This window comes from Streptomyces sp. NPDC021224 (assembly GCF_044332905.1).
GTDB lineage: Bacteria > Actinomycetota > Actinomycetes > Streptomycetales > Streptomycetaceae > Actinacidiphila.
This window is the reverse complement of sequence record NZ_JBIRPW010000002.1, coordinates 282,272-308,902: the sequence shown is the minus strand read 5'-3', so window position 1 is coordinate 308,902 and position 26,631 is coordinate 282,272. Positions and strand designations below refer to the sequence as shown.

The 26,631-nt window shown below is 74.7% G+C and carries 22 protein-coding genes; 10 read left to right on the top strand and 12 right to left on the bottom strand.

Annotated features, from left to right (window positions below; genetic code table 11):
* Positions 1–5 precede the first annotated feature (5 nt).
* From ACH4PY_RS06425 to ACH4PY_RS06415, 3 genes are read right to left on the bottom strand one after another with little or no spacing between them, the layout of a single operon-like run.
* A complete protein-coding gene (locus ACH4PY_RS06425) occupies positions 6–2,456 on the bottom strand; it encodes a KR domain-containing protein (protein ID WP_398176572.1) in 2,451 nt (816 codons plus the stop codon).
* Entirely contained in the window at positions 2,453–10,444 is a 7,992-nt protein-coding gene (locus tag ACH4PY_RS06420; protein ID WP_398176570.1) for a cytochrome P450, read from the bottom strand. The genes ACH4PY_RS06425 and ACH4PY_RS06420 overlap by 4 nt, the downstream gene beginning before the upstream one ends.
* Positions 10,445–10,458: 14 nt before the next feature.
* Positions 10,459–12,138 (bottom strand): acyltransferase domain-containing protein, encoded by a 1,680-nt coding sequence (locus ACH4PY_RS06415; protein ID WP_398176568.1) that lies wholly within the window; start codon positions 12,136–12,138, stop codon positions 10,459–10,461.
* Between the two features lie 700 nt (positions 12,139–12,838).
* On the opposite strand from ACH4PY_RS06415, the gene ACH4PY_RS06410 reads away from it, so the two are divergent.
* The gene (locus tag ACH4PY_RS06410) at positions 12,839–14,137 is read left to right on the top strand and encodes an APC family permease (RefSeq protein ID WP_398176566.1); all 1,299 of its coding nucleotides are present in this window, start codon (positions 12,839–12,841) and stop codon (positions 14,135–14,137) included.
* 28 nt (positions 14,138–14,165) lie between these two features.
* Here the strand turns inward: ACH4PY_RS06410 and ACH4PY_RS06405 are convergent, their stop codons facing one another.
* Positions 14,166–15,008 carry an alpha/beta fold hydrolase gene (locus ACH4PY_RS06405; protein ID WP_398176564.1) on the bottom strand — a complete coding sequence of 281 codons (843 nt, stop codon included), beginning with the start codon at positions 15,006–15,008 and terminating at the stop codon, positions 14,166–14,168.
* A 102-nt stretch (positions 15,009–15,110) separates the two neighbouring features.
* On the opposite strand from ACH4PY_RS06405, the gene ACH4PY_RS06400 reads away from it, so the two are divergent.
* The gene (locus tag ACH4PY_RS06400; protein ID WP_398176562.1) at positions 15,111–15,500 is read left to right on the top strand and encodes a winged helix-turn-helix transcriptional regulator; all 390 of its coding nucleotides are present in this window, start codon (positions 15,111–15,113) and stop codon (positions 15,498–15,500) included.
* 153 nt (positions 15,501–15,653) lie between these two features.
* Positions 15,654–16,271 (top strand): TOPRIM nucleotidyl transferase/hydrolase domain-containing protein, encoded by a 618-nt coding sequence (locus tag ACH4PY_RS06395; protein WP_398176560.1) that lies wholly within the window; start codon positions 15,654–15,656, stop codon positions 16,269–16,271.
* Between the two features lie 5 nt (positions 16,272–16,276).
* Here the strand turns inward: ACH4PY_RS06395 and ACH4PY_RS06390 are convergent, their stop codons facing one another.
* Positions 16,277–17,479: an enoyl-[acyl-carrier-protein] reductase FabV gene (locus ACH4PY_RS06390; protein WP_398176558.1), complete on the bottom strand. Its 1,203-nt coding sequence runs from the start codon at positions 17,477–17,479 to the stop codon at positions 16,277–16,279.
* A gap of 215 nt (positions 17,480–17,694) precedes the next feature.
* On the opposite strand from ACH4PY_RS06390, the gene ACH4PY_RS06385 reads away from it, so the two are divergent.
* The gene (locus ACH4PY_RS06385) at positions 17,695–18,282 is read left to right on the top strand and encodes a hypothetical protein (RefSeq protein WP_398176556.1); all 588 of its coding nucleotides are present in this window, start codon (positions 17,695–17,697) and stop codon (positions 18,280–18,282) included.
* 18 nt (positions 18,283–18,300) lie between these two features.
* Here ACH4PY_RS06385 and ACH4PY_RS06380 read toward each other — a convergent pair whose 3' ends face one another.
* From ACH4PY_RS06380 to ACH4PY_RS06365, 4 genes are all read right to left on the bottom strand, one after another.
* Positions 18,301–18,519, bottom strand: coding sequence for a DUF397 domain-containing protein (locus ACH4PY_RS06380; RefSeq protein ID WP_398176554.1), 219 nt, complete (start codon positions 18,517–18,519; stop codon positions 18,301–18,303).
* Between the two features lie 70 nt (positions 18,520–18,589).
* Positions 18,590–18,808, bottom strand: coding sequence for a DUF397 domain-containing protein (locus tag ACH4PY_RS06375; protein WP_398176552.1), 219 nt, complete (start codon positions 18,806–18,808; stop codon positions 18,590–18,592).
* A gap of 65 nt (positions 18,809–18,873) precedes the next feature.
* The gene (locus ACH4PY_RS06370) at positions 18,874–19,092 is read right to left on the bottom strand and encodes a DUF397 domain-containing protein (protein WP_398176550.1); all 219 of its coding nucleotides are present in this window, start codon (positions 19,090–19,092) and stop codon (positions 18,874–18,876) included.
* Entirely contained in the window at positions 19,068–19,904 is an 837-nt protein-coding gene (locus ACH4PY_RS06365; RefSeq protein ID WP_398176548.1) for a helix-turn-helix domain-containing protein, read from the bottom strand. Before ACH4PY_RS06365 ends, ACH4PY_RS06370 begins: the two co-directional genes overlap by 25 nt.
* A gap of 227 nt (positions 19,905–20,131) precedes the next feature.
* Between ACH4PY_RS06365 and ACH4PY_RS06360 the strand changes: the two genes are divergently transcribed.
* The gene (locus ACH4PY_RS06360; RefSeq protein WP_398176546.1) at positions 20,132–20,554 is read left to right on the top strand and encodes an ATP-binding protein; all 423 of its coding nucleotides are present in this window, start codon (positions 20,132–20,134) and stop codon (positions 20,552–20,554) included.
* Between the two features lie 46 nt (positions 20,555–20,600).
* Here ACH4PY_RS06360 and ACH4PY_RS06355 read toward each other — a convergent pair whose 3' ends face one another.
* Entirely contained in the window at positions 20,601–21,383 is a 783-nt protein-coding gene (locus ACH4PY_RS06355; RefSeq protein ID WP_398176544.1) for a hypothetical protein, read from the bottom strand.
* Between the two features lie 217 nt (positions 21,384–21,600).
* Here ACH4PY_RS06355 and ACH4PY_RS06350 point away from each other — a divergent pair, with 217 nt between their 5' ends.
* The 4 genes from ACH4PY_RS06350 to ACH4PY_RS06335 all read left to right on the top strand — a co-directional run bounded on the left by ACH4PY_RS06350 (position 21,601) and on the right by ACH4PY_RS06335 (position 24,328).
* The gene (locus ACH4PY_RS06350; RefSeq protein WP_398176542.1) at positions 21,601–22,314 is read left to right on the top strand and encodes an N-acyl homoserine lactonase family protein; all 714 of its coding nucleotides are present in this window, start codon (positions 21,601–21,603) and stop codon (positions 22,312–22,314) included.
* An 87-nt stretch (positions 22,315–22,401) separates the two neighbouring features.
* Entirely contained in the window at positions 22,402–22,881 is a 480-nt protein-coding gene (locus tag ACH4PY_RS06345) for a DinB family protein (RefSeq protein ID WP_398176540.1), read from the top strand.
* A gap of 73 nt (positions 22,882–22,954) precedes the next feature.
* Complete coding sequence (locus ACH4PY_RS06340; protein WP_398176538.1) at positions 22,955–23,866, top strand: class I SAM-dependent DNA methyltransferase; 912 nt, start codon at positions 22,955–22,957, stop codon at positions 23,864–23,866.
* Positions 23,867–23,875: 9 nt separating this feature from the next.
* Positions 23,876–24,328, top strand: a complete 453-nt coding sequence (locus ACH4PY_RS06335; RefSeq protein ID WP_398176536.1) for a GNAT family N-acetyltransferase — start codon at positions 23,876–23,878, stop codon at positions 24,326–24,328.
* A 7-nt stretch (positions 24,329–24,335) separates the two neighbouring features.
* Here the strand turns inward: ACH4PY_RS06335 and ACH4PY_RS06330 are convergent, their stop codons facing one another.
* A complete protein-coding gene (locus ACH4PY_RS06330; protein ID WP_398176534.1) occupies positions 24,336–25,001 on the bottom strand; it encodes a DUF4253 domain-containing protein in 666 nt (221 codons plus the stop codon).
* 10 nt (positions 25,002–25,011) lie between these two features.
* On the bottom strand, positions 25,012–25,782 hold the full coding sequence (locus ACH4PY_RS06325) for a GNAT family N-acetyltransferase (protein WP_398176532.1): 771 nt from the start codon (positions 25,780–25,782) through the stop codon (positions 25,012–25,014).
* Between the two features lie 319 nt (positions 25,783–26,101).
* Here ACH4PY_RS06325 and ACH4PY_RS06320 point away from each other — a divergent pair, with 319 nt between their 5' ends.
* Complete coding sequence (locus tag ACH4PY_RS06320; RefSeq protein ID WP_398176530.1) at positions 26,102–26,557, top strand: pyridoxamine 5'-phosphate oxidase family protein; 456 nt, start codon at positions 26,102–26,104, stop codon at positions 26,555–26,557.
* Positions 26,558–26,631 lie beyond the last annotated feature (74 nt).

Here is a 26,631-nt window from a genome sequence, read left to right as displayed (position 1 = left end):
GGGTCTCAGGAAAAGCGCAGGGCTGTGATGCGGAGAGCGGGGCCGGGGTCGGGGTCGTCCGGGGTGCCGGGCGGGGTCGCGGTCCAGTGGGTGGCGTCCGGGGTGCCGGTCAGGCGGAGGGGCGCGGCAGCCGGGGGCCGCGCCGTGAGGGAGGCGACGGTGAGCCTGCGCGCCTCGGGGGCCCGCTGGGCGGACCAGGCCTCGCGGAAGACGTTCTCCAGCGCGCCGAGCGGGAGGGTGGGCGCCGGGGCGGGTGAGCTGAGCAGCCAGTCCGCCGGGCGGTGCGGCTCCGCGAGGGCGTGCCGGGTGCCGTCGGGGGCGTACCGCCACCGCGCGAGCCGGACGACATGGCCGGTCCAGCTCGGGGCGCCCGCCCCGGGCGTGAGCGGCGGGGTGTCCGTGCGGGCGGCCTCGGGGTGCCGGGGCGCGTCCCCGTAGACGAGCTGCGCCGACGCCACATGGGTGCCCTCCGCCGTCAGCTCCACCGTCACCCGCCAGGTGCCGTCGGCGGCCCACGCGCCCGTCGCCGTACGCGTCAGGCGGCTCTCCGGGTGCGGGAGGCGGAGCGCGGGCAGGTCGACCGTGAGGGCGCGCACCTCGCGCAGGGGGAGGTCCTGGGTGCCCTCGGGCTGCACCCAGGGGCCTGCCGCGTGCAGGAGTTCCAGGGTCAGGGAGAGCGGGAGGGCGGGGTCGCCGCCGATGCGGAAGTCGTCGCACACGGGCAACTCGGCCGGGCGCAGGACGTGGTGGGTGGTGAGCGCCGCGAAGGGGGCGTAGCGGACGGGCTCGCCGAGCAGGGAGCGGGCGGCGGCGAGGCGTTCGATGCCGGGCAGGCCGGAATCCTGCTGGTAGCCGCGCAGGACGGACGGCAGCATGGCCGGGCCCACGTCGCCGATGAAGGTGACCTCGCCGGTGGACCGGGCGAGGAGGTCGCGCCGCCAGTGGTGCAGGGCCTCGTCCACGTCCACGGCGGACATGTAGCGCAGCGTCGCCTCGTAGTTGGTGATCATGCCGAGGCGCTCCCACGTCGGCCAGCAGACCGTGCTGACCGGGAGGCCGTGCGCCGCGGCCGCCCACAGGCCGAGGCGGCTGAGTGCCTCGTTGGCCGCGCCGTAGTCGAGCTGGCCGACCATGCCGCCCCAACGGCCGGTCAGCGAGCCGACGTTGCAGAAGAAGGCGGTCGTGCCGGGCGGGAGGGCTTGCAGGAGGTTGAGGAAGCCGCGGATCTTGACGCCGGTCACCGCGGCGAGCGTCTCCGGGGTCTTGTGCGGGAGCCGGGTCGGGATGTCCACGCCCGCGTTGTGGACGACGCCCGCGAGATGGTCGCCCGCGCGGGCGAGGAGCCCGCGCGTCTGCTCGTGGTCGGTGATGTCGCAGGGGACGTACTCGATGCGCAGGCCGTCGGCGCGGGCCGTGGCGAGGTTGCGCCACAGCTCGCGGGCGTCGGCGAGCTGGGCGAGGGCGGCGCGGGCGGCGGGGATGCCGCGTTCGGCCGCGGCGGCGCGCAGCCGGTCGTCCCGGTACGTGCGGAAGTCCGCTTCGGACAGGGCGACTTCGGGGCTGCGCCGCTCGTCGGGGAGCGGGCTGCGGCCGCTGACGATCACGCGCACGCCGAAGTCCGCGGCGAGCGCGCGGGCGAGCGCGAAGCCGATGCCGCGTCCGCCGCCGGACAGGACGACCGTGTCGGCGGGCGAGAGGGACGCGCGGGGCGGTCCGGGCTGTGCGGCACGGGCCCGCAGGGTGTAGCGGCGCCCGCGGTGGTGGCCGATCTCGAACGGGCCCCAGCGGTACAGCTCGCGGCACACCGACTCCGCCGTCTCCGCCGCCTGCTCGGGTCCGAGGTCGAGGACGCGGATGTTGCAGGCGGGGATCTCCCGGGGCAGGCCCTTGGCCAGCCCCGCCCACAGGCCGCCCAGCGGCTGGGGGATGCCGGGCGGTGGCCCCTCGGCGGGCCCGAAGCCCATGAGGCCGCCCAGCCGGGTCACCGGGAGGTAGAACAGCCGGGTCGCGTCCGTTTCCGCCGACCAGTCGGCGTGGACGGCCTGGAGCAGCCGGAAGGTCTGCCGGAAGGCCCCCTCCCAGGCGCCGGGATCGGCGGCGGTGAAGGGCACGGAGGGGGCGGGCACGCCGAGGTCCACGATGCCGTCGAGGCGGCCGCCCGCCGCGGCGAGGAAGGCCGGCACACCGTCGTCGTCCACGGCCTCGCCCACGCGGGGCGGGGCGAGGCGGTGGGCATGGGCGCCCGCCGCGCTCAGCCGGGTGCCGATCGCGTACGCCTCCGTCTCCCGCCCGCCGACCACCGCGATCACCCGGCCGCGCAGACCGGGATCCGGGGCGGCGGGCAGCGGCGCGGTCTCGACCGGCTCCCACACGTAGCGGCCGACCGGGCGCACGGAGCCGTCCGGCGGATAGGCGACGGCGGGCGGCGGCGGGGCGGCGGGGGTGAGCAGGGTCATCGGGGCCTCGGGGTCATCGCGAGGCGGATGCCCTCCATCGGGCGGAAGGACACGGTGGTCGCGAGGGTGAGGGGGTGGTCGGGGACGAGGTGCAGGCGGAAGCGCTGGGCGACCATCGCGAGGGTCAGATGCGTCTGGACGACGGCCATCTGGTTGCCGATGCACTTGCGCTGCCCGCCGCCGAACGGGAAGTAGGCGTAACGGGGTTGGGCCGCGCGGTTGGCGTCGGAGAAGCGCTCGGGGTCGAACCGGTCCGGATCCACCCAGAAGTCGGGGTGGCGGTGGGTGACGTAGGGGACCATGAAGACGCTGCCGCCCTTGGGGATGCGCCAGCCGCCCACCTCGTCCTCGGCCGCCGCGTCGCGCGGATAGAGCCAGATCGGAGGGTGCAGCCGCAGCGTCTCGTCGGTGACCATGCGGGTGTACGGGAGCTTCGGCAGATCCTCGATGCCGGGGACACGGCCGTTCAGGACGCGTTCGGCCTCGTCGTGCAGCCGCTCCTGCGCCTCGGGGTCGCGGGCGAGTTCGTACAGCGCCCAGGCCAGGCCCGTCCCGGTGGTCTCGTGGCCCGCCATGAAGACGGTCATGATCTCGTCCCTGACCTGCTGGCGCGTCCACTCCCCGCCGCTCTCGTCGCGGGCGCCGAGCAGCAGACTGACGAGGTCGGTCAACTGCCCGTGTTCGCCCGCCCGGTGGGCCGCCACGATGCGGTCGACGATCTCGTACATCACCCGACGCGCCTTGCGGATGCGCAGGTTGTACGGGATCGGGACGGCGTTGGGCGTGAGCTGGCCGAGGGTGCCGCGGAAGACCATCGCCTCGATGACGGTGACCATCGCGGGGCCGACGCGCTCGCTCTCGGGGTGCAGGTCGGTGTCGAACATCGCCTTGCCGAGCGCGCCGAGCGTCAGGTCCATCATCTCGGGCACGACGTCGACGGCCTCGCCGGTGGCGGCCCTGGCCTCCCAGCGGTCCAGGACGGTGGTGGTCGAGTCGGTCATGGTGGTGGCCATGCCGTCGATCGCCGTCTTGTGGAAGAGCGGGTTGACGACGCGGCGGTGCTGCTTCCACTCGTCGCCGTCGAGGGTGAGCAGGCCCGTCCCCATGAAGATTTTGAAGTAGTCGTAGCCCTTGCCGCGGACGTAGTTGGCGTTGTTGTCCTGGAGGACGTAGCGGATGTTGTCGGGGTGGAGGTTGAGGTGGACGGTGAAGAATCCGAGCGGGACGCGCACCATGTCGCCGTAGTGGCGGGCGAGTTCGCGGAAGAGGGCGGGGGCGTTGCGCTGGAAGCCGCGGATGCTGCGGCGCAGGGCGCGGGGCCCGGTCGGGCCGGGGGCGCGCCGGCCCGCGGGGCGCGGGGCCCCGGAGGCGGGGCGGCGGGGGCGTGACCGGGGGGTGGTGGCCGGGGCTTTCGGGGCGGGGGCGGCGGGGGCTTCCGGCTCGGGGGCGGCGGGGGCTTCCGGCGCTTCCACGGGCGTGCGCTGGGCGGGGACGGGTTCAGGGGCGCTGTCGGGGGCGGTGTCGGGGGTGGCCTGCGGGGACGTCGGGGGGACCGGCGTCGGCTCGGGGGCCGCGCCGGTGTCAGCTTTTCCCATCGCTGCCACCTCCTTGCCGGGGTGGCCGGGCTCGTCGGACGGGCCGGGAGGTGGCGGGGGCGGGGGTGCCTGGGCCGCGGCCTCCGCCGGGGTCAGGAAACGGCCGGTGGCGCGGCTGAGATAGCCCATGACCGTCCACTCCAGGTCCTTCATCTGGAGCAGGATCCGGCCGTCCGGACGTACGGCAACGAAGCGGTTGCCCGCACCGGGCGCGTGCCCGTCCGCCGCCGCCTCGGGCAGCACCGCGTAGAGGTCGATCCGGCCGTGCCGGGCGGCGACCGCGGGATCCCCGCCGTGCTCGTAGACGTCGATCCGGCCGATGCCGAGCGGGGCGGCGAGCGGGATGAGATCACCCTCGACGAGGGCCAGCACCCCCGTGCGGGCGAGCCCGTCGAGCAGCACCACGGGCATCCCGAAGCGGCTGAAGACCGGGTGGTCGGGCGGGAGTTGCAGGCTGTAGGTGGAGCGCTTGCCACCGGGGTGCAGGCGGGTACGGGACGTCGAGACGAACAGGTCGGTGAGCAGCACCGGGGAGCCGGGGCTGTGGTACGGGTCGGGTACGGGCGTCTCGGCGGCCTCGTGCCAGGGCGCCCAGCGGGGCGCGGCGGGCAGCCGGGCCGCCATGAGGACGCGCAGCTCGAAGTGCAGCCGGTCCCGGACCAGCACCGTGCCGCCCGGGGCGACGACGTCGCCGGTGATGCGGACGCGCACCACCGCCTGGCCGATGTCGGGGCGGCGTTCGACGACGTCGGCACGGATACGCTTGGTCTCCGCGGCGCCCGCACCGGACTCGCGGACCTTGAGGAAGTGGTGGAAGCGGACGTCCTCGAAGGCGTAGACGCGCAGGCCGGGGACGAGACGGGAGGCCGCCTCGTACGCGATCTCGGTCACGAAGGTGCCGGGGAGGGTGGGGACGCCCGCGACCAGGTGCCCGCGCAGGTAGGCGTCGGTGGTGAGGTCGAAGACGCGCTCGAAGGTGACGGCGTCGGTGCCCTCCCTGGCGATCTCGCGGCCGAGGTAGAAGTCGGGGGTGGACGCGGGCGTGGCCACGGGTGCGGGCGCGGGCTCCGGGGGCGGGCCCTGGGCCGGGCGCGGGGTGCGGGGTGCGGTGGCGAGCTGCGGGACGCGGTCGGCGGCGGCCCGCGGGGCGGGCAGGGTCACCCGGGCCGGGGGCACGTCGGGGGTGGCCCGCTGTGTGAGGAAGCCGGGCAACAGGCGTTCCACCGCCTGGCGTTCGGCGGCCCCGAGGTGGATCGCGTAGGGCGCGGGCGCGGTGAGGTGCAGCTCGCGGACGAAGTGGTGCACGCCCTCCGGGGTGCTCATCGCCGAGTACAGGCCGCTCTTCTCGAAGTAGGCCTTGGTCAACTCGGCGGCGCCCAGGCCGACATCGCCCCACAGCGTCCAGCCGATCGTGAACTCCCGTGCTCCGAGCGCCTGGTGGGCGTGCGTGGCGGCGGTGCCGAGCAGGTCGTTGCCGGAGGCGTAGTCGGCCTCGCCGATCTGACCCGTCATGCCGAGCAGGGAGCCGAAGTTGCACCACGCGGCCGGGGGCCGGTCGCGCAGCGCGGCCTTGAGGTTGCGGTAGCCGCGCAGCTTGAGGTCGCGGACCTGGCGGAATTCGGTGAGGCTCTTGGTCGCGATCGGGGCCGAGCGGTTGAGGCCCGCGGCGTTGACGAGCAGGTCGATGCGGGCGCCGCCGGTCTCGGCCGCGACGCGGTCCAGGGCCGCGGTCACCTGCGCCGGGTCGGTCACGTCGCACGTGAGGTAGCGGACGTGGGCGGCGCCGCTGTGCTCGGCCATCCGCGCGAGGTTGCCGCGGATGACGCGGGCCTGGCCGATGCGCTCGTAGGCCCGGTTGAGCTGCGCCGGGGTGCGGCCGGAACCGAGGCCGCGCCGGATGTAGTCGGCCCGGCCGCGGGCGAACTCGGCGTCGCCCAGGGCCAGATACTCCGCCGGGTGCGCATCGACCGGGTTGGAGCCGAGGACGTAGAGGGTCGGCCGGAAGTGCCGGGCCAGCTCGGTCAGCAGCTCGGCGGTGATGCCGCGCCCGCCGCCGACGGCGACGACGACGCTGCCGGGCCCGAGCGCGGCCCGCTCCCCCGGCTCCCCCGGCTCCTCCGTGAGCGTGACGGCCAGCCGCACGCCGCCGTCGTCGTACGCGACGGGCAGCCCGCGCCCGTACGCCGACTCCCGCTGTGCGCGGGCGGCTGCGGCCGCCGGGTCGCGGGTGCCGGTGACGAGGGCGAAGGTGACGGTGTCCGGGTATTCGAGGTGGACGACCTTGAACAGGCCGGTGAAGAGCCCGGTGTACGGGTGCGGGGTGCGGCCGGTGAGCGCGCCGAGCAGCAGCCCGACACAACTCGCTTGCCCCGCGCCGGAGTCGGCCGGTGCCGCGAGGGCGTCGTGGCGCAGCTGCACGACCTGGAAGAGCACCTCGTGCAGGGTGTCCGGGCTCTCCCCGGCCGGATCGGCCGGGTCGGCGGGGTCGGCGGGGTCGGTGGCGGAGAGGTCGGTGAGCAGGCGGATGTGGCGGATGCGGCGGTCGGGGTCGGCCGCCTCCAGCAGCGGGCCGACCGCTTCGGCGCCGCCGACGTGGTGGACGCCGGGTGTGCCGTCCGCCGGAGCGGTGCACAGCACGAGCGTGCCGGGCGGGGCGCCCGCCGCGGCTGCCGTGCCGGGCCGGTCGGTCAGGACGACGGTGGGCTCGGCGGGCCAGAACGGCACCTCGTCGCGCACCGCCCGGCCGGGCGACTCCGTCAGCGCCGGTACGTGGCGGGCCACCGCCGCCGGGTGCGCCGCGCCGTCCGGGCCTTCGTACCGCTGCGGGTCGAGGAAGCGCGGGGGTACGGCGGGGGCCTGCGCGGCGGGCGGCGGCGTCGGGGCGCTGATCCGTACGGCCAGGTCGGGGGCGCCCTGCTCGCCGTGGCAAACGACCAGGGCGTTGCGCGCCGCGGGCTCGCGCGCCAGGACCTGGAGGACGCCGATGGCACCCTCCGCGCCCAGGAAGCACGCGGGCCGGTCCGTGCGGCGGGCCCCGCACGCGACGGCGTCGGGGGCGGCACCCTCCGGGGCGTCCGGGACGTCGGGGGTGTCGAGGTAGCCCAGCACCTCCAGGCCGTGCGCGGCCGCGGTCTCCTCCGTCACGAGGGCGAGCAGGAAGGCGCCCTCGGCCAGCACGGTGTCGGCGTCGAGGGCGTCGTCGAGCAACTGCCGCACCTCGGCGGTGCTGTTGCCGTTGATGCCGCCGACGAGCGCCATCGTCAGCTCGCCCTGCCGCAGGTAGCGGATCGCGACGTCGATCGCGCTCAGTGTCGACGTGAAGCCCGTGTCGACGGTCATGTTGAGGCCCTTGAGGTCGAAGTAGTTCGCGACCCGGGCCGGGATGACGTTCGGCATCATGCCGGGGAAGGAGTCCTCGCTGGACGGCGGCACGAGCCGCCGCACCTCCGCCTTGAGCCGGTCCAGCGCGTCCGGCAGCCAGGGCGCGGCGGCGAGCGCGGGGTCGGTGCGCAGCGCGAGCGTGAGGTCGTCGAGGTAGCAACGCGTCGCGTAGAGCGTGGCGTTGCGCGTCGCACCGAGGTGGCCGAGGACGACACCGGTCGTCTCGCGGTGGTCCTCCCAGAAGCCGCCGAGGGTGTCGCGGAGGCGGTGGGCGCAGCTGAGGATCATCAGCTGGCAGCGGTCGATCCCGCGCATCATGCCCGGGGGCATGCGGACCTGCTGGAAGGACGGCAGCGGGTAGCTGTCCCCGAACGACAGCCCGCCGGGGCCGGTGGCGCCGCCGCCGGTCAGCCAGCCGGGGAGGTCGCCGCCGGGAGCGTCGGGGGCTTCGGCGCCCTCGGCCTCCTCCGTCGGCGGGACGTGGGCCGTACGGGCGACGATCGCGATGCGCTGCCGCTGCGGGGCGGCCTCCCCGCCGGACAGGGGTTCCTCCACCGGGGAAGGGGCGTCCGAGTCCGCGGACGGCGGCTCCTGGACGACGAGATGCGCGTTCGTCCCGCCGAAGCCGAAGCCGGACACCGCGGCCGTACGGCGGCGCTCACCGCGCGGCCACGGCACGGCCTCGGTCGGCACCGTCAGATGGGAGCCGTCGATCGCGAAGTCCTTGGGCGTCTCGGTGAAGCGGTGCTGCGGCGGGATCACGTCGTGCGTGAAGCCGAGCACGACCTCGATGAGCGAGGCCACGCCCGCGGCCCAACCCGTGTGCCCGATCACGGACTTGTTGGACGTGACGACGACGGGCCCGCGGTCGCACGCCGCGTCCGCGTCCCCTGCCAGCACCTCGCTCACCGTCTCGCGCAGGGTGGTGAACTCGGCGAGATCGCCCGCCGGGGTGCCGGTCGCGTGCGCCACGACCCACTCCGGGCGGACACTGTCCATCCCGGGCGCCGCGAGCGCCCGCCGGATCGCGAGCTTCTGCCCCGCGGCGCTCGGCGCGTAGATCGCCTTGCCCTTGCCGTCCGAGGACGAGCCGAAGCCGCGGATCGTGGCGAGCACGCGGTCGCCGTCCCGGCGGGCCCGGCTCAGCCGCTTCAGCACGACGGTGGCGGCCCCGTCCGAGAACAGGACACCGTCGCTCGCCTTGTCCAGCGAGCGCACCTCACCGCCCACCGACAGCCCGTTGAGCTTGGCGAAGAGGATCGAGCCGCGCGGCCCGACCGCGAACGAGCCGCTGCACACGGCGATGTCGTGCCGCCCCTCCAGCAGCCCCTTGAGGCCGAGGTCCACGGCGTAGAGGGAGGAGGAGCACGCGGTGTCCACGAGCAGCAGCTCGGCGCTCTCCGGGAGCACCCCGCGCATCGCGCCCAGCCCCACCTGATGCGGGAAGAAGCGCAGCGGATCGGGGCCGCTGCGCCCGTAGTGGGCCGCGAGCCGCCGCCCGATCCCGTCGAGCGCGGCGGTCTTCTCCGTGCCGCCGAGCCCCAACTCGGCGAGGATCGGCCCCATCCGGGCCAGTACCCCGGCCCGTACGGTCGCCTCCTCCAGATGCTGCGAGCCGTCCGCGGTGTAGCCGACGAGGAAGGAGCAGCGGTCGCCGGGCCCGTGCGCGACGCCCTCCATCGCCTGGAGGAGGGAGTGCCGCAGCCACAGGGTCGTCGACTCGACGTCACCGCCGTCCGGCCCCGCCCCTTCGGCCAGTTCGGCGGCGAGCCGCGGGTGCGGGACGAAGTCGGTGATGAAGGCGGAGTGCTTGGAGTAGGTCTTGTCCTCGGCCCGCTTGTCGGCGGAGTAGAACCTGTCGTTGTCCCACCGGTCGGCGGGGATCTCGACGAACCGGTCGGCGCCGTCCATGAGTTCGCGCCAGTACTCGTCGGGGTCGTTGGCCCCGGGTACGACGATGCCCATGCCGACGACGGCGATCTCGTCACCGAGCTGGCCGTCGGCGGGGCGCGGGGAGACGGCGGCGGGCGCGGGTCGCCTCGCGGGGGCGGGCGCGGGTCGCCTCGCGGGGGCGGGCGCGGCGGCCGCGGGCAGGGGTGCGGGCGCCGGGGGCGGGGTGGTCACGGCTGGTATGGCCGTCGCCGCGGCCGGGGTGCGCGGCGCCGGGGGGACGGCGGGCGCGGTCGGGACCGCCTCCGGCAGCGGTTCGGGCCGCACGGCCGCGGGTGGGGACAGCAGGGCCTGGCCGGTGGACAGGCCCCCGTCCGCGAGCAGGAGTTGGCCGGTGATCCAGCTGGAGCGGGGGGACGCCAGGAAGGCGACGACCTCGGCCAGCTCCTCCGGGTGGCCGAGGCGGCCGAGCGGGGTCGCGGCGATCGTCGCGGCCTGCATGGCGGCGGCGTCCGGGAAGAGGTCGGCGACCTCGGAGTAGAGCATGCCGGCCGCCGCCGTGTTGACGCGGATGCCGTCCCGCGCGTAATCCACCGCCAGATAGCGGGTCATGGCCTCGACCGCCGCCTTCGCGGGGCCGCACGCCAGGTAGTTGGCCATGACGAACTGGCCGCCGCCGAGCGTGGAGATGTTGACGATGCTGCCGCCGCCGCGCCGCGCCATGAGCGGGGCGGCGCGCCGGGCGCACGCCAGACCGCCCTTGAGGTTGGTGTCCAGGGCGCGGTCCAGCAGCCGGTCGGTGACCTCCGCGCTGGGCACGAGCGCCCCGTTGGCCGCGTTGTTGACCAGGATGTCGAGGCCGCCGAAACGCTCCTCGATCTCCGTGAACATGTGGTCGACCTGCCCGGGTACGGCGACGGACGCGCGGATCACATGCGCGCGCCCGCCCGCCGCCTCGATCTCCGCGAGCGTGTCGCGCGCGGGGCCGGGCGAGTGGAAGTGGTTGACGACGACCGTCGCGCCGCCCGCGGCAAGGCGTTTGGCGATGACCTTGCCGACGTTGCGGGCGCCGCCCGTGACGAGGGCGACCTTGCCGTGCAGCTCGGGGGATCCGGTGGACACGTCCAGCGCTCCGTTCACGCCGCCGAGGCGAGGATCAGGTCGGCGATCTTGCCGAGCGTGTTGTACGCGGCCGGACGCACATCGGACGGCCGGGGCGGCAGCCCGTACCGGTCGCCGACCCGCACCAGCAACTCCGTCTGCTTCACCGAATCCACCCCCAGCTCCGCCTCCAGATCCGTCCCCTCCTCGAACACCTCCGCCGGATACTCCAGCGCCGCCGCGTACACCCCCGCCAACTCCCGCACCAGCTCCCCACGGTCGGGGGCCTCGGCAGGCGCCGGGGCCGGCGTACCGCCCGAGGCGAGGATCAGATCGGCGATCTTCCCGAGCGTGTTGAACGCGGCCGGACGCACATCCGACGGGCGCGGCGGCAGCCCGTACCGCTCTCCCACGCGCACCAGCAGCTCCGTCTGCTTCACCGAATCCACCCCCAACTCCGCCTCCAGATCCGTCCCCTCCTCGAACACCTCCGCCGGATACTCCAGCGCCGCCGCGTACACCCCCGCCAACTCCCGCACCAGCTCGCCCCGGTCGGGGGCCTGCGCGGGCGCGGCAGTCGCGGTGTGGTCGTCGTACGTGCGGCGGACGAAGTCGCGGACCTCGCCCGCGCGGCCGTGCCAGAACGCGGCGAAATCCGCCGCCGGGACGTCCGCGAGCAGCGCGGCGTGCAGCGGATCCGCGGACCCCGCCCCACGCGTGGGCGGCAGCGCGCCCAGGTCCGCGAGGCGGTCGAGGGCGCTGTGCAGCGTCGCCCCGCCGCCCGCCTCCGGCAGCAGCATCGGCACCGTCGCCGCGGGCGGCCCGGCGACCCGCCCGACGATCTTCGACAGCGCGTCCAGCGCCCCGCTCTCCACGAAGACGCCCACCCCGCCGCCGCTCACCTCCCGCACCGCGTCCGCGAACCGCACCCGCCGGGTGAAGTGCCCCGCGAGCACCTCCGTCAGGTCGTCGGAGTCCTCGTACGCCCGCCCGAGGATCGGCGAGTGGACCGCGATCTGAAGCGGTCGCTGCCCCACGCCCCGGATACGCGCCGCGAACGCCTCCGCCGCCGCCCCCAGCAGCGGGCTGTGGAAGGCGTACGGCGACTTCAGCCGCGCGAAGTCGATCCGCAGCACCGCCGCGAGCCGCGCCACCGTGTCGAGCGTCGCCGCCCGCCCCGACAGCACGGTCTGCGCCGCGTGGTTCTCGACGGCCACCCCCGTCAGCGGGTCGCCCACCACGTCCACGAGCTGCTGCGCCCGCTCCGGCCCGGTGCTCAGCGCCGCCATGTACGCCGCCTCCCCCGGCCCCTCCTCGCGCAGCGCGAGCCCCCGGTGACAGACGATCTGCGCCCCCTCCGCCACGCTGAACGCCCCCGCCGCCACCAGCGCGGCGATCTCCCCGAGGCTGTGCCCCACGAGCACGTCCGGCCGCAGACCGCGCGCGTGCAGGACGGCGTACGTCGCGACGGACGCCGAGTAGATCGCGAGCTGCAACGTGTCCGGCGCCTCCGCCAGCCACTGCGCGGGCTCGGGCGTACGCGGCGCGAACAACGCGTCCGCGGCGGAGCCGCCGAGCAGGGGGCGGGCGGCGTCCCCGATGTCGGTGAGGACCGGATTCACGACCGCCGGGAACGCCTCCCGGAGATCGGCGAGAGCGCGCCCGTACAGTGCGCCCTGGCCCGGGAAGAGGGCGGCGATGGATGTTTTCGGCATGGTTCTGACGTCCCCCGTACTCGGTGCATTCGTGGTGGAGCGGTTGCGCTTTTGCGCGCGGGCGCGCACGCAGGGAAATGCGTGGCCAATGGAAGAGTTTTTGCGCGGAAACGCGCGGGTGGGATATTGTTGCGGGCCCGTTAAATGGGCCTTGCGCCTTGCGCCTTGCGCCTTGCGCCTTGCGCTTGGCGCCTTGCGCTTGGGCGCGCCGCGAGGGGCCGGGTTACGCGCCCGGCGTGCGCGGTGGGTGTGGGCCGGTGACCCCCGCGCCTGCGGTTGCCCTTGGCGGGCGGCGCAGGGCGCTGCGGATTCTTCTGCTCAGCACGAGGGCACGACGAGGCATCGGGCGGGTGCTGAAATCGGCATACGGTGCCGCACTCACGTTCTTTCCCCCGTATCGCTGTGTGCCGGGTCGGCACAACGGCTCATACGCCTTCAGCCTAGGAAGGCGTATCGGAAAAAGTCAAGGCGGTCCCGAAATTCCTCCGTTTTACCGGCGCGCCGCTTTTCTGCTTTTCCGATTTACCGTCTCCCACGGTGGGCTCTGCGGTTCTCCGCTCCGGGGTGGGTGGTTGCGGTTCGCCGCACGACCTTCCCTCGGTGGGGGGTCGCGGGTCCACCGCAGCACGCCCCCCGGGGCGAACCCCACCGCGCCGCAAGGCGCCATCTCGCGTTCACCCCCGGGTGGGAACATCCGCGGGTGAGACGCGAAAGAGCAGGTCGTACCGGCGGGAACGCCGGGAGCAGCGGAAACGGCGGGGAAGGGGGGCTGGGGCGGCGGCTGGGGGTGGGGGACGCGGTCGTGGTGGGGCTCGGGGCCATGCTCGGCGCCGGTGTCTTCAGCGCGTTCGGGCCCGCTGCCGCCGCGGCGGGGAGCGGACTGTCGGGGGCGCTCGCGGTCGCCGCGGTCGTGGCGTACTGCAACGCCACCTCGTCCGCGCGGCTCGCGGCGCGGCATCCGGAGTCGGGTGGGACGTACGTGTACGGGCGGGAGCGGCTGGGCCCGTTCTGGGGCTACCTCGCGGGGTGGAGCTTCGTGGCCGGGAAGACGGCCTCGTGCGCGGCGATGGCGCTGACGTTCGGGCATTACGTGTGGCCGGGGCAGGCGCGGGCCACCGCCGTGGGGGCGGTCGTGGCGCTCACGGCCGTCAACTGCCTGGGCGTCCGCAAGGCGGCCTGGCTGACCCGGCTGATCGTGGCGGTCACGCTCGGCGTGCTCGCCGCGTGTGTCGTCGCGGGGCTGAGCGGCGGGCACACCGACGCGGGGCGGCTCGCCTGGGACGCGGGGGGCGCCACGGCCACACCGCACGGGCTGCTCCAGGCGGCGGGGCTGCTGTTCTTCGCCTTCGCGGGCTACGCCCGCATCGCGACGCTCGGCGAGGAGGTCCGCGACCCGGCGCGTACGATCCCGCGGGCGATCCCGCTCGCGCTGGGGGTCACGCTCGTCGTGTACGCGGCTGTCGCGGTGACGCTGCTCGCCGTTCTGGGGCCGCAGGCGCTCGGGCGGTCCGCGGCGCCGCTCGCCGACGCGGTACGGGCGGCGGGCGCGCCCGGCCTCGTACCGGTCGTCCGCGCGGGTGCGGCCGTCGCCGCGCTCGGCTCGCTGCTCGCACTGCTGCTGGGGGTGTCCCGGACGACGCTGGCCATGGCCCGCGACCGCCATCTCCCGCCCGCGCTCGCGCGCTTGAGCCGTACGAGCGCGCCGCTGCGCGCGGAGATCGCCGTGGGCGCCCTCGCCACGCTCCTCGCCGCGACGACGGACCTGCGGGGCGTCATCGGCTTCTCGTCCTTCGGTGTGCTGCTGTACTACGCCGTGGCCAACGCGAGCGCGCTGCGGCTGTCCCCGGACGAGCGCCGGCCGCCGCTCGCCGTGCCCGTCGTGGGGCTCGCGGGCTGCGCCGCCCTCGCGTTCAGCATGCCGGTGCCGTCCGTCGTCGCGGGTCTCGTCGTCACGGCGGTGGGCGCGGCCCTCTACGGCGTACGCGCGCGCCGGGCGTGACCCGCGACGCGCCGGCCCCCCTGTTCCGTTACACCCGCCCACCGACAAGGAACGGACGCAGCAGCGCGAGCAGGGCGTCCGGCCGGTGCAGCGGGACGATGTGGCCGCAGTCCTCGATGACGTGGCCGGTCAGCTCGTCGGCGATCGGGCGGAGTTGGCGTTCCAGCACCGCCCCGACGGGCCGGGCGCCCACCGCCATCGTCGGCACGGTCAGGCGGGCGGCGGCGACCGCCCGCGCGATCTGTTCCGCGCTCTCGGGCAGCGCCCGGTAGTACGAGAACGCGCGGCGCAGCGCCTCGCGGCCGGTGTACGCGCGGACGAAGGCGTCCCGGAGCGCGGGTCGCACCCCGTCGCCGAGCGTGCCCGCGGTCAGGAACCAGTCGACGTAGTCCGCCTCGTGGCCCTCCAGCACGGTCTCGGCGAGGCCGGGCTCGGCGGCGTGGAAGCCGAACCACCACGGCGGCCCGCCCGCGAGGAACTCCTCCGCGCCGGGCAGCCCACCCAGCACGGACTCCATGACGACCAGCCGCCGCACCCGCCCGGGCCTGCGCAGCGCCAGGAGGAACGCCGGCCCGACACCCGCGTCGATGCCCACCACCGCGGCCGAGGACACACCGAGCGCGGTGAGAAGCCCCGCGGCGTCCTCGGCCAGCGTCCCCGCGTCGTACCCGGCGGCGGCCGCGCCGCTCGCGCCGAACCCGCGCAGGTCCGGCGCGATGACGTGGCAGTGGCCGGACAGGTCCGCCATGACGTCCGTCCACACCTCCCACGTGTGCGGGAACCCGTGCAGCAGCAGGACGGCCGGGCCCGCCCCGGCCAGGGCGACGTTCAGTTCGACACCGTTGACGCGCACGCGCCGCAACTCGGGCATGAGGAGGCTCCAGCTATGGTGAGGAATGGTGACCACGTCACGCTAAGGAACCGCCCCCCCTTCCTCCAAGACGGCACTTTCCCCTCAGGTGGTGAGCCCCGAGTGACCACACCCACCCCCGGCGAACGGGGCGACCTGCTCAACCCGGCCTGTCCCACCCGCCAGTTGCTCGACCGCATCGGCACCAAGTGGACCTCGATGACCGTCAAAGTGCTGGCCGAGCAGACCCCGGACGAGCTGCGCTTCGCCGAACTGCGCCGCCGCATCCCCGGCATCTCCCAGAAGATGCTGTCCGTCACCCTCCAGAGCCTCGTCCGCGACGGCCTGGTCGCCCGCCGAGTCGAACCCACCGTCCCCCCGGCTGTCCACTACCGCCTCACCGACCTCGGTCTCTCCCTCGAAGTCCCCCTCTCCGCACTGCGCGTCTGGGCCGAAACCCACATGCCGCAGATCGCCCACAACAACCACACCGCCGACACCCCCTCGCCCTGAGCTGCCGCTAGCACCCCTGAACCCCCCGGCAGGCAGCCGCCGACGAGACCGGGGAGGGGGACGGTGCGGGGTGCCCCCGCAGGAATGCGCTGTCGGTGGCTCACCAACGAAATACCCGTACCGTCAAGGGCCGGCGCAGCGCAGAATCATCGCATGGCGGACATGAACGGCTTCCGCGCGGCCGCCACCGCGTGGGCCGCGGGCGGCCCCAGCACCCCCGCGGAGGAGTTGGCGGCGGAGCTGCCCGTGCGCGCGGCGGTCCTGCTCGAAGGACCCAGCGACGTGGCGGCCGTCGACGCCCTCGCGGAGCGCCGCGGGCGGGACCTGGCCGCCGAGGGAGTGTGCGTGCTGCCGATCGGCGGCGCCATGAGCATCGCCCGCTTCACCCTGCGGCTCGGCCCGCCCGGTCTGGGCCTGCGCCTGGCGGGGCTGTGCGACGCGCGCGAGTCCGGCTACTACGCCCGTGGCTGGCAGCGCGCGGGCATCCCCGCACCGGGCTTCTTCGTGTGCACCGCCGATCTGGAGGACGAGCTGATCCGCGCGCTCGGCCCGGACCGGGTCGCGGAAGTCGTCCGCGCCGAAGGCGACTTCCGCGCCCTTCAGACCTTCCGCGGCCAGCCCGCGCAGCGCGCCCGTCCGCCCGAGGCGCAGTTGCGCCGTTTCCTCGGCACGAAGAAGGGCCGCAAGATCCGTTACGGCCGCGCGCTCGTCGAGGCGCTGCCCGAGGACGGTGTCCCGGCCCCGCTGGAGGCCCTGTTCACGGCGTTGTAGAAGCGCTACGGCTGGCGCGGCGGCCAGGGCACGGAGGTCTCCACGGGGGCGGCGTAGTCGATGCCGGGGACGTCCCAGCCGTACAGGGCGCGGAACTGGGCGTAGAACCACTCCGGCCCCGCCGGCTCCGCGGCGAGCGCGGCCCCCGGGTCGGACCACAGCTCGCGGACGCGAGCCTGCACCGCGGGGTCCAGCTCCCAGCCGTCGAGGCGGATGCGGTCCTGGTCGTCGAGGGTGAGCGCGGCCTCGTCCGTGAGCTGGGCCCACAGGTCGACGGCCTGGTCGGCGGTGGTGCGCCAGCCGTCGGCGCCGAGGGTGTCGCGCAGCAGCGAGGTGTAGAGGGCGATCGAGGGGATCGCGGTCGAGGCCTGGGTGACGGCGGCGCCCGCGACTACGGTGAAGGCCCGCCCGCGCCCGGCGAGGACCTCCGCCTGGAGCCGCCGCGCGGTCCGCTCCAGATCCTCCTTCGCGGCGCCGATCGTGCCCTGCCGGTAGACGGGCGCGGTGATCTCGGAGCCGACGTAGGACAGGGCGACGGTGGTGAAGCCCTCGCCGAGCAGGTTCTCGTCGGCGAGCGCCCGCACCCACAGTTCCCAGTCCTCGCCGCCCATCACCTTGACGGTCGCGGCCCGTTCGGCGTCCGTCGCCGCCGTCAGGTGGACGCTGCCGACCTGCGGGACGCCGTCCTCGAAGAGCAGCGAGGGCGAGGTGTAGTCGGCGCCGATCGGCTTGATGACCGAGTGGTGGACCTCGCCGGTCGCCGGGTCGGTGCGGCGCGGTGAGGCGAGCGAGTAGACCAGGTGGTCGACGGGCCCGTACCGCTCGGTGAGCAGCTTGAGGACCTCCGCGCGGGTGCCGTCGGCGTACGCGTCGGCGTTGAGGAACGTCAGGTCGCCGCCGGACGCGCTGGCCAGCTCCGCCATCTCGGCGGTGCGGTACCACCCGGCGGTCGCGGTACGCCGCTCGGTGCCGCCGTTCTCGAACGCGACGCCGATGCCGCGCACCCCGTGCCGCCGCAGGCCCGCGAGCAGCACGGCCATCCCGTACCCGGCGCTCGACCCGAGCACCAGCACGACGGGCGCCCGCCCCTCGTGCGGTGCGGGCGGGATCGACTCCCACACCTGCCGCACGCTCGCGGCGCACCCGGCGGGATGCGAGTTGACGATCAGATAACCGCGCTGCTTCGGCGTGATCTGCTGCGGGCCCATGGCGGTGTCCTCCGGAGATCGCGGGCGGGTGGGGGCCGGTGCCCCCGGTGTCCGTGTGTCCGTTTGTCCGTTTTCCGAGATCGTATCCGGGTCCGTTCGCCCGGCCGGTGCGCCCGCGGCACGGAAGCGGGGTGGTGTCCTTGTCGGCGCCCGTCCTTGCCGCGACCGTGTCGGGCGCGGTACCCGCACATGCGGCGTCGCTACGATGGCCGATCGTGTCCGCGCGGGGCGGGCACCGGAGGGTGGTGCGGGCGATGCGGGACGACATCGAGGACTTCGCGCGGGTGGCCGGGGTACGGCCGCTGGCCGGCGAGGCGCTGCCCTGGGGCCCGGCCTCGGCGGCGGTGGACGTCGCGCTGCCCGCGGACTACCGGGCCTTCGTCGACGCCTTCGGCCCCGGCGAGCTGTACGGGCGGCTCGCGGTGGGCACACCGGGCCCGCTGCGGGACGGCTCGGACGGCACCGCCGCCCTGCGCGCCTACCTCGCGGACGCGACGACGCTGTGCGACGCGCTGCGCGGCCTGCGGCTCGAATACCCCGACGCCTTCCCCTACCCCTTCCACCCCGAGCCGGGCGGCCTGCTGCCCTGGGGCGGCGGCATCGGCGGCGAGCAGCTCTTCTGGCTGCGCCGCCCCGGCACCGCCCCGGAGGAGTGGCCGGTGGTGGTGTGGGACAAGGCGCAGTGGCGTGAGTACCCGCCGGGCATGGTCACGCTGATGCGCCTCACCGCGTCCGGCGCCGACGACTTCCTGCGGGCCCTCTTCTACGACGCGGACGCGCCCGTCTGGACACCCCGCGACTGAGCCGGTCGGCCCCGCCGGTCAGACCGGAAAACGCCCCGCCTTCACATCCGCGACGAACGCGGTCCAGGCTCCCGCAGGGAAGACCAGGGCGGGACCCTGGGGATCCTTGGAGTCCCGCACGGGGACGACGCCGGGGAAGCCGTCCGCGACCTCGACGCAGCTGTCGGGGTTCGAGTTTCCGCTGAACGACGACTTCCGCCATGTGGCGGCGGTCAGATCTGGTGTGAAGTCAGACATGACGTGCGGTCCTCCAGATGCTCTCGAAGTACGCCACGGGCCGCCCGGTCGGCCCCGCCGTGGCCGCCGGTCAGACCGGAAACCGCCCCGCCTTCACATCCGCGACGAACGCGGCCCAGGCTCCCACCGGGAAAACCAGGGCAGGACCCTGGGGATCCTTGGAGTCCCGCACCGGAACCACGCCGGTGAAGCCGTCCGCGACCTCGACGCAACTGTCGGGGTTGGTGCCGTTGCTGTGCGACGACTTCCGCCAGGCGGCACGGCTCAAGTCCGTTGTGGGGTAGGGCATGGCGGACTCCTCCTCTGCCGGGCCGCCTCAACCGGCGGCCCGATCAGCCCAGTTATGCCCGCCGGTCAGACCGGAAAACGACCCGCCTTCACGTCCGCGACGAACGCGGTCCAGGCTCCCGCAGGGAAGACCAGGGCGGGACCCTGGGGATCCTTGGAGTCCCGCACGGGGACGACGCCGGTGAAGTCGTCCGCGACCTCGATGCAGCTCTGCGGGTCGGAACCGCCGCTGTGCGACGACTTACGCCAGGTGGCAGCACTCAGGTCAACTTCGGAGTGGAGCATGACGTGTGGTCCTCCAGTACGTCTCGCAACAATCGTAGGGTCTCGGCCGTGGAGAGCGCGGAGTCCCGCAACCGATCGTAGGACAGCCGAAGCCGCTCCACCTCCTCAATCTCGTCGACCAGTTGGCCGGACCGGCTGCTCTCGATGTACGCGACGTTCTGCCCGTTCGCCAGCCAGAGCAGCTGAAGCGAGCTTCCCAGGAGAGTGTGGAGACCGGCACTGAACGGCACGACGTGGAGCGAGACGTTCGGCCACCGAGCCACCTCGATCAGGTGCTCAAGCTGCTCCGTCCACACCTTTGGGTCGGCACTGGGACGGCGGATCACCGACTCGTCCAAGAGTCCCCGGTAGTTCAACGCTTTCGGGCCCACGAGCAGGTCTTGCCGCGCTATCCGCGCCTGGACCTCCCCGGGTAGTGCCTCGGCGGTAACGGGGCCGATGCGCAGGATCTCCTCAGCGTACCCGGGAGACTGCAAGAGTCCGGGTACGGTGCTGATGCTGAACTCCTGGATGCTGGTGGCGTCTGCCTCCAGGTCGGAGAACCCCTTGTACGGGTCCTTCTCGGCCTCCCGTTTGGCCAACCGCCAAAGGCCTCTCAGCAGCTCTCCAGTGCCGTAGGCCGTGTCCAGCACGTGTGCGGCCTCCCAGGTCCCGAGCCGGGCTCCCTTTTCCAGCCGCTGCAGGTACGACGTGTCGTACTGGGTCCTGTCGGACAACTCCGCGAGCGTCCAGCCGTTGCTCTCCCTGAGCCGAAGCAGCTCGGCTCGATACACCTCCCGGGCTGACAGCCCGTCTGTGTCATCGGCTTTCATGCGAACGTACGCACCAACTTTCTGTTGCCTCACCGCCAGGCAACAACCGTGCGCGAGCCACAGGGACAGGGTCGTGACCTGCACACACAGCGTCACCCAGCACAGACGATCGACGGGATCATTGCCCCTTCCACCGGCAATGCCGAAACGCTTCCGACACTAGGTCACTTCACGCCACTCTGCCTACAGATCGTCAGATTCCCATCACGCAGAGGCGGCCCCCACCGATGGCTACGGCATCGAACCCCTTCACCCCCGCGCAGATCCTGTGGCCTGCCACACCCCGGGGCGTGCATCAGGCGCGGCACTCGCTCGACCGGCAGCTCACCCGGTGGGACATGGAGGATCTGGTCCCGGAGGCCGGGCTCGTCCTCACCGAGTTGATGACGAACGTGCTGCGGCACGCGGCGGTGGCCGGGCGGAAAACGGGGGTCAGCGTGCTGCGCGTACCGGGTGGGGTGCGGATCGAGGTGCATGACGCGCGGGGGCGGGACGAGGGTGCGCCGGTGGTGCGGGAGGCGGCGCCGGAGGCGGAGAACGGGCGGGGGATGACGGTCGTGGACCGGGTCACCGGGCACCGGTGGGGGGTCACGGACCGTGTCGGTCCCGGTAAGGTCGTGTGGGCGGAGTGCGTGCGTCCCGGCACGTGACGGCGTACGCCCAGGCGTGCGCAGTGCGCACACCCGCGCGTGGGCGTCAGCGCGGCGGCTGCGCCCGGATCTTGGCGAGCAGCCGCCACAGGACGTCGTTGCGGTCGCTGTCGGCGGGGAGCCGGCCGACGCGGGCCTCCAGGCCGGTGACGTGCTCCACCCGCAGCCTGCCGACCCCCACCGTGTCGACGACGGCGATGATCGCGTGGAGGCCCCAGTACATGCTGAAGGCGATCTCCTCGTCGCCGAGCACCGCCGGGACCAGGTCGTCCAGGTAGGTGCCGTCGGGGCGGGCGTAGAGGCGGGCGTAACCGGCCAGCCGGGTGCCGGGGTCGGGGGACGCGAGGGCGGCGCGGACGTCGAAGTCGTCGCGCTGCCGGGTCGCGGTGACGAGGTCGGCGAAGATCTGCTCCATGCGGTCGGTGCGGTCGGGGCCGCGCGGGGTGGCGCGCTCGCGCGTGTACGCGTCCGCCAGGCGCTCGACGCTCCCGGCGGCGGGCCCGGCGGAGGTGTCCGTGTAGGCGCCCGGCGTGCCGGTGTCCTCGCCGGACCTCGTGACGAAGGCGATGCGCGCGGTGCGTGACGCGTCGTCCGCCGTGCGGCCCGCCTGGGCGGAGCGCTCCTCGGCGGCCTCCACGCGTTCGGCGAGCTGCCGGTACTGGAGCTTGGTGCCGCCGGGCAGCTCGATGCTGTCGAACAGGTCGCCCAGCCACGGGACGACGGCCACGGCGAGGAGCACGACGGTGATGCCGTCGATGCTGATGCCGGGCCTGACCATGTGCACGAGCGCGGCGGCTACGGCCGCGCAGGTGACGACGGCGGCGACCACGTCCCGCCTGCGCCCGCGCCGCCCACGGTCCGGCCGGGGGCTCTCCGACCGGCCTGCTCCGCCTGATCCGCCTGCTCCGCCTGCTCCGTCCGCCATGCGGGCCACCCTGGCAGACGCCGCGCCGCCCGCGCGAGCGGATCCGGCGCTCGGTCCCTGCGCGAGCAGCGTGGCAGCAGGACGCCCGTCCGGGCGGCGGGGGCCGTGCCAGGATGGCCGGATGGGGAAGCACATGGCGGTGCGGCGGCTGGACCTGGGGTACTTCGTGCGGCCCGCCGAGGAGGTGGGCGGGACGCAACCGCGCGTCGAGCCCGTGCTCGGGTACCTCGTGCGGCACGAGGAGGGGCTCATCCTCTTCGACACCGGCATCGGGGACGCGGGCCCGGAGACCGAGGCGCACTACCGGCCTCGGCGGCGGGCGCTGCCGGAGGCGCTCGCGGCGGCCGGGGTCGGCCTCGGCGACATCTCGCTGGTCGTCAACTGCCATCTGCACTTCGACCACTGCGGCGGCAACCCGCTGCTGGCCGGGCGGCCGATCCTGGTGCAGGACGTCGAGCTGGCGACCGCCCGGCGCGGCGGTCACACCGTGGACGCGCTGGTGGACTTCCCCGGCGTGACGTACGAGGAACTGGAGGGCGAGGCGGAGATCCGCCCCGGGGTGTGGGTCGTCCCGACACCCGGGCACACCGCGGGCCACCAGTCGCTGGCCCTCCGGCGGGACGACGGCACGGTCGTCCTCGCGGGCCAGGCCCACGACTTCGCCTCGGACTTCGCGTCCGACCAGCTGGCCCGCGAGGCCGCCCGCGACGGTGTGCCGCCACCGCTGCCCGGCTACGCCCCCTGGCTGGACCGCCTCGCGGACTTCGACCCGCGCCGGGTGCTCTTCGCGCACGACTGCTCGGTGTGGGAGCCGTCGCACGTGGCGGTGCGCTGAACGGGCCCGCGTCCGGCGGGCGGACGGCTCCGCGTCCTAGGATCGGCGGCGGCGCCGCGGGGTCGCGGCCGGGGAGGAGACAGGGTCATGGGCGCGTTCGACGTGCCGCTGGAGGACGAGCGGACGCAGCTCGACGCCTTCGTCGAGGACTACCGCAGCGCCGTCGAGGCGGCTCTCGACGGGCTGACGGAGGAGCAGGCGCGGCGCCGCCTCGTGCCGTCGGCGACGACGCTGCTCGGGCTGGTCAAGCACGTGACGTGGATGCAGCGGGTGTGGTTCGAGGAGTGCGTGGGCGGGCGGCCGCGCCGGGAGATCGGGCTGGTGCTGGGGCCTGACGAGTCCTTCCGGCTCGGCGACGGCGACACCGTGGCGTCCGTCACGGCCGCCCACCGCGAGGCCTGCGCGACGGCCCGCGCGCTGGTCGCGGGCATGCCGCTGGACACCGTCGTGACCGGGCACCGGATCGGGCCGCGCACGCTGCGCTGGGTGTACCTGCAGGTGCTGCGGGAGCTGGCGCAGCACTGCGGGCACGCCGACATCCTGCGCGAGCAGGTGCTCGCGGGCTGAGGCCCGGGCGGGGCGGGCGGGCCGGGTGGCAAACCGGTGGAGGTCACCGGCACGGGTCCGTACCGTCACCGGGATGACCTATGTGAGCCCCCTGGGGTATCTGCTGGGCGTCGAGGGCGCCGCGCTGCTGCGCGGCCTGCGGGAGGGGAGCGCCGACCGGGCGTTCGTCGAGGCGCGCGTCGCGGAGGTGCGGGCGCTGCTGGACGACCCGGCGCTGGGCGGGGGCGTCGAGGCGGCCGAGGGCGGGATCGGGGTGGGCGAGGTCTACCGGGAGTGGGCCGCGCACTACGACTGCCCCGGCAACCAGATGATCGACGTCGAACAGCCCGTCGTCCGGCGGATCCTGGACGGGCTGCCGGTCGGCACCGCGCTCGACGCGGCCTGCGGCACCGGGCGGCACACCGCGTACCTGCGGGAGCTGGGGCACGACGTGATCGGCGTGGACGCCTCGCCGGAGATGCTCGCGCACGCCCGGACGCGGGTGCCCGAGGGGGACTTCCGGGAGGGCGAGCTGCGCGCGCTGCCCGTGCCGGACGCCTGCGCCGACACGGTGGTGTGCGCGCTCGCGCTCACGCACGTGGCCGAACTCGCCCCGGTCTTCGCCGAGTTCGCGCGAGTGCTGCGGCCCGGCGGGCATCTGGTGATCTCCGACGCCCACCAGCTGTCGGCCTACCTGCGGCCGACACCGCTCCGCCGTCCCGGGCCGGACGGCAGCGCGTCCCTGCTCACCGAGCACCACCGGCCGCTCAGCGCCTACCTCGCGGCCGCGCTCCCGCTCGGCTTCCGCGTGCTGGGCTGCGAGGAGCCGCGGCGGCCGCGGCCATCCCTCGGCCCGGCCCCGCAGGAGCTTCCCGGCCACGTCTCGTGGGGCCTGCTGCACCGCTGCCCGGAGGCGGCGGCCGCGGCGCTGGACGGCTCGCCGGTCGCGGTGGTGTGGCACTTCCGGCTCGACGGCCCGAACAGCCCCAGCGGCACGGACGGATAGGGGAAGCGCATGGACATCGTTCCCGCGACGGTCGCGGACCTGCGGCAGGTGCTCGCCGACCACCACCGCTACTGGGGCGAACGCGACCTGCGCGCCCTCCATCTCACCGCCCTGGTGCAGGAGTTCGGCGACACCTGCCTCACCGCCCGCGCAGCGGACGGCATCCGCGGCTACCTCGTCGGCTTCGTCACCCCGGACGCCACCGGCTACGTCCACCTCATCGCCACCCGCGACGACACCCGCGGCACGGGCCTCGGCCGCACCCTGTGGACCGCCTTCGCGCGCGCCGCGCAGGCCCGCGGCGCGGTGCGGCTGAAGGCGATCACCTCGCCGGGCAACACCGGCTCGATCGCCTTCCACCGCGGCCTCGGCTTCACCGCGGAGACCGTCGCCGACTACGACGGGCCGGGCGTGGACCGCGTCGTCTTCCGGCGCGAACTCCCCTTCCCCGCACACCCGTAGCGGCCGCTCAGTCCCACCAGAAGCGCCACACCGGGTCGGCGACCAGCTGGTTGGCCGCGTACGCGCTGAGGATCTCGTCCTCCTCCTGGACGATCGTGTCGGAGGAGAAGGCGAAGTGCTCGGCCGCGACGCGCTCCGCCTCCTGAGTGGTGCAGGGCGGGGCGGCGACGGAGAGGATCACCGTCTCGTGGTCCAGGCCCACCAGGCGGGTGCCGAAGCGCTCCTCCCAGGAGGCCAGGACGGCGGTCAACTCCGCCCCGTCGTACGGGAAGAGACCGGCCACGTCGGGGCGGTCCAGCAGCACGGCGGCCTCGGCCGCACGGTGGGGGCGCTCCAGCGCGAAGGCCGGACGCGCCCCGACGACCCCGTGCTTCAGGTCGCGCTCGTACTCCTTCGTACGGCGCTTCTGCGCCTCCCGCACGTCGGCGAGGACGTGCGCCGCCAGCACGTCCGGATCGGCGTCCCAGGGCAGCGCGCGGGCCGGTGCCAGGCCCGGCCAGCCGTCGGCGAAGGGGGCCACGATCTCCTCGTAGGAGTCCGGTTCGCCGTACAGCGCGACGAGCCGGGCCCGTACCTCCGGATCCGTCCCGTCCCCCTCCGCCGACGCGGCGGACTGCGCCGCGTAGGCCGCCCACTGCCGGGCCAGCACCTGCTCCGCCGTCGTCTCGCTCACCCGCGGGAAGCTATCCGACCCCACTGACATCCGGCAGGGACAGGTACAGGCGGGTGCCCGTGCGGCGGAAACCGATACGGGCGTAGACGCGTGCGGCGTCCGGGCCGGAGGACTCCAGCCACACCGAGGACGCGCCGGACGCGAACAGGGCCGAGGTCAGGTCGGCGGTCACCGCGGCGGCGATGCCGCGGCCCCGGTGGGCGGGGCGGGTGCCCAGGCCCGCGAGTTCGGCGGTGCCCACGGCGGGCGCCGAGCAGGAGCCGCCGCCCGCGCAGCCCGTACCGTCGGGGAGCCGCACGAAGCGCACGGCGCCGCCCGACTCCTGGATGCGGCGCAGCCGCTCCACCCCTTCGGCGGAGGACACGGCTGGGCCGCCGAACGCCTCCCCGAGGGCCGCGTCGAGCGCGGCGAAGTCCGCCTCGGTGCAGGGGGTTTCGACGCGTACGGATGCGGCCGGCGCCGTCAGCGTGGCCGGCGTGCACACGAGGTAGTCGTGCACCGCCTCCGTGCGGAAGCCCGCCGCGCGCAGGGCGGGCGCCACCGCGGGCGCCGCCTCCGGCGCGAACTCCAGCCGGGGCAGCAGCCCGCGCTCCCGGAAGGCGGCGACCAGCGCGGCGACGTCGTGCGCGGACGGCTCCGCGCCGGGCAGCGGGGTGGCGTAGTTGATGTGGGGGCTGTCGGTGCCCGGGTCGAACCCCGCGACGAAACCGCCGACTTCGGTGGCGGCGGGCCTGCGGCGCAGGTGGGTGACGGCGAACTGCTGGACAAGGGTGTCGTCCATGGTGACGGGTGACCTCACGGATTCTGCGCGCGGACGTGCGCGCGCACGGGAAGGCAGGGCAAGGACGCGTCGGCGTACGCCGCCCGGACACGGTGGTCCGGGGGTACGCGGGACGCGTGGGGGTGTGCTGCCGCCGTCGCGGGGTGCTGCGCCGGAACTGCTCAGCGCGCGCGGCGGCCGGTGCGGCTCGCCGGAATCATTGGCGTTCGGTCCTTGCCGTGAGTGAGGTCGGGGGACGTGCGCCGCTCACCCTCGCACGGGGGCCCGCGGCCGTCAACGGAAAAGCGGCGATGTCAGTGGCCCCTGCCAGACTGCGGGCATGACGACCTGGGAGCGGTTCGAGGAGGAGGCGGGCGAGCTGGCGGCGGCCGTCCGCGCCCGGTTCGGTGCGGGGCAGACCCACGTCCTGGCCACCCTGCGGCGGGACGGGTCACCGCGGGTGAGCGGCACGGAGATCGACTTCCGCGGGCCCGACCTGTCGTTCGGCTCGATGCTGGGCGCGGTCAAGGCGCGCGATCTGCTGCGCGACGGGAGGTGCGCGATACACGCCCACCCGTACGGGGACGGGGACGGGGACGCGAAGGTCGCCGGTGTCGCGGTGGAGGTCTCCGGCGCGGACCGGGCCGCGTACACGACCGGCTCCGAACCCCCCGGCGGCTTCCACGCCTTCCGGCTCGACCTTCACGAGGCCGTCCTCACCCGGGTGGTGGGCGAGGAACTGGTCATCAGCGTGTGGCGGCCGGGCCGCGGGGTCGCGACGCACCGCCGGGCGTAGCCCTTTCCCGCGCGCGGGCGGGACTTCGCGGACAGGCCCTGGGCCCGGATCGCCGGTGTCCTGTTCGCCGACGG

Excerpts from the sequence above, each read along its gene's own strand:
- ACH4PY_RS06325 (WP_398176532.1), bottom strand. The coding sequence starts at position 25,782 with ATGGACGACACCCTTGTCCAGCAGTTCGCCGTCACCCACCTGCGCCGC.
- ACH4PY_RS06335 (WP_398176536.1), top strand. The coding sequence starts at position 23,876 with ATGGACATCGTTCCCGCGACGGTCGCGGACCTGCGGCAGGTGCTCGCC.
- ACH4PY_RS06370 (WP_398176550.1), bottom strand. The coding sequence starts at position 19,092 with ATGCTCCACTCCGAAGTTGACCTGAGTGCTGCCACCTGGCGTAAGTCG.
- ACH4PY_RS06365 (WP_398176548.1), bottom strand. The coding sequence starts at position 19,904 with ATGAAAGCCGATGACACAGACGGGCTGTCAGCCCGGGAGGTGTATCGA.
- ACH4PY_RS06360 (WP_398176546.1), top strand. The coding sequence starts at position 20,132 with ATGGCTACGGCATCGAACCCCTTCACCCCCGCGCAGATCCTGTGGCCT.
- ACH4PY_RS06375 (WP_398176552.1), bottom strand. The coding sequence starts at position 18,808 with ATGCCCTACCCCACAACGGACTTGAGCCGTGCCGCCTGGCGGAAGTCG.
- ACH4PY_RS06320 (WP_398176530.1), top strand. The coding sequence starts at position 26,102 with ATGACGACCTGGGAGCGGTTCGAGGAGGAGGCGGGCGAGCTGGCGGCG.
- ACH4PY_RS06380 (WP_398176554.1), bottom strand. The coding sequence starts at position 18,519 with ATGTCTGACTTCACACCAGATCTGACCGCCGCCACATGGCGGAAGTCG.
- ACH4PY_RS06340 (WP_398176538.1), top strand. The coding sequence starts at position 22,955 with ATGACCTATGTGAGCCCCCTGGGGTATCTGCTGGGCGTCGAGGGCGCC.
- ACH4PY_RS06415 (WP_398176568.1), bottom strand. The coding sequence starts at position 12,138 with ATGCCGAAAACATCCATCGCCGCCCTCTTCCCGGGCCAGGGCGCACTG.
- ACH4PY_RS06345 (WP_398176540.1), top strand. The coding sequence starts at position 22,402 with ATGGGCGCGTTCGACGTGCCGCTGGAGGACGAGCGGACGCAGCTCGAC.
- ACH4PY_RS06405 (WP_398176564.1), bottom strand. The coding sequence starts at position 15,008 with ATGCCCGAGTTGCGGCGCGTGCGCGTCAACGGTGTCGAACTGAACGTC.
- ACH4PY_RS06395 (WP_398176560.1), top strand. The coding sequence starts at position 15,654 with ATGGCGGACATGAACGGCTTCCGCGCGGCCGCCACCGCGTGGGCCGCG.
- ACH4PY_RS06425 (WP_398176572.1), bottom strand. The coding sequence starts at position 2,456 with ATGACCCTGCTCACCCCCGCCGCCCCGCCGCCGCCCGCCGTCGCCTAT.
- ACH4PY_RS06390 (WP_398176558.1), bottom strand. The coding sequence starts at position 17,479 with ATGGGCCCGCAGCAGATCACGCCGAAGCAGCGCGGTTATCTGATCGTC.
- ACH4PY_RS06350 (WP_398176542.1), top strand. The coding sequence starts at position 21,601 with ATGGGGAAGCACATGGCGGTGCGGCGGCTGGACCTGGGGTACTTCGTG.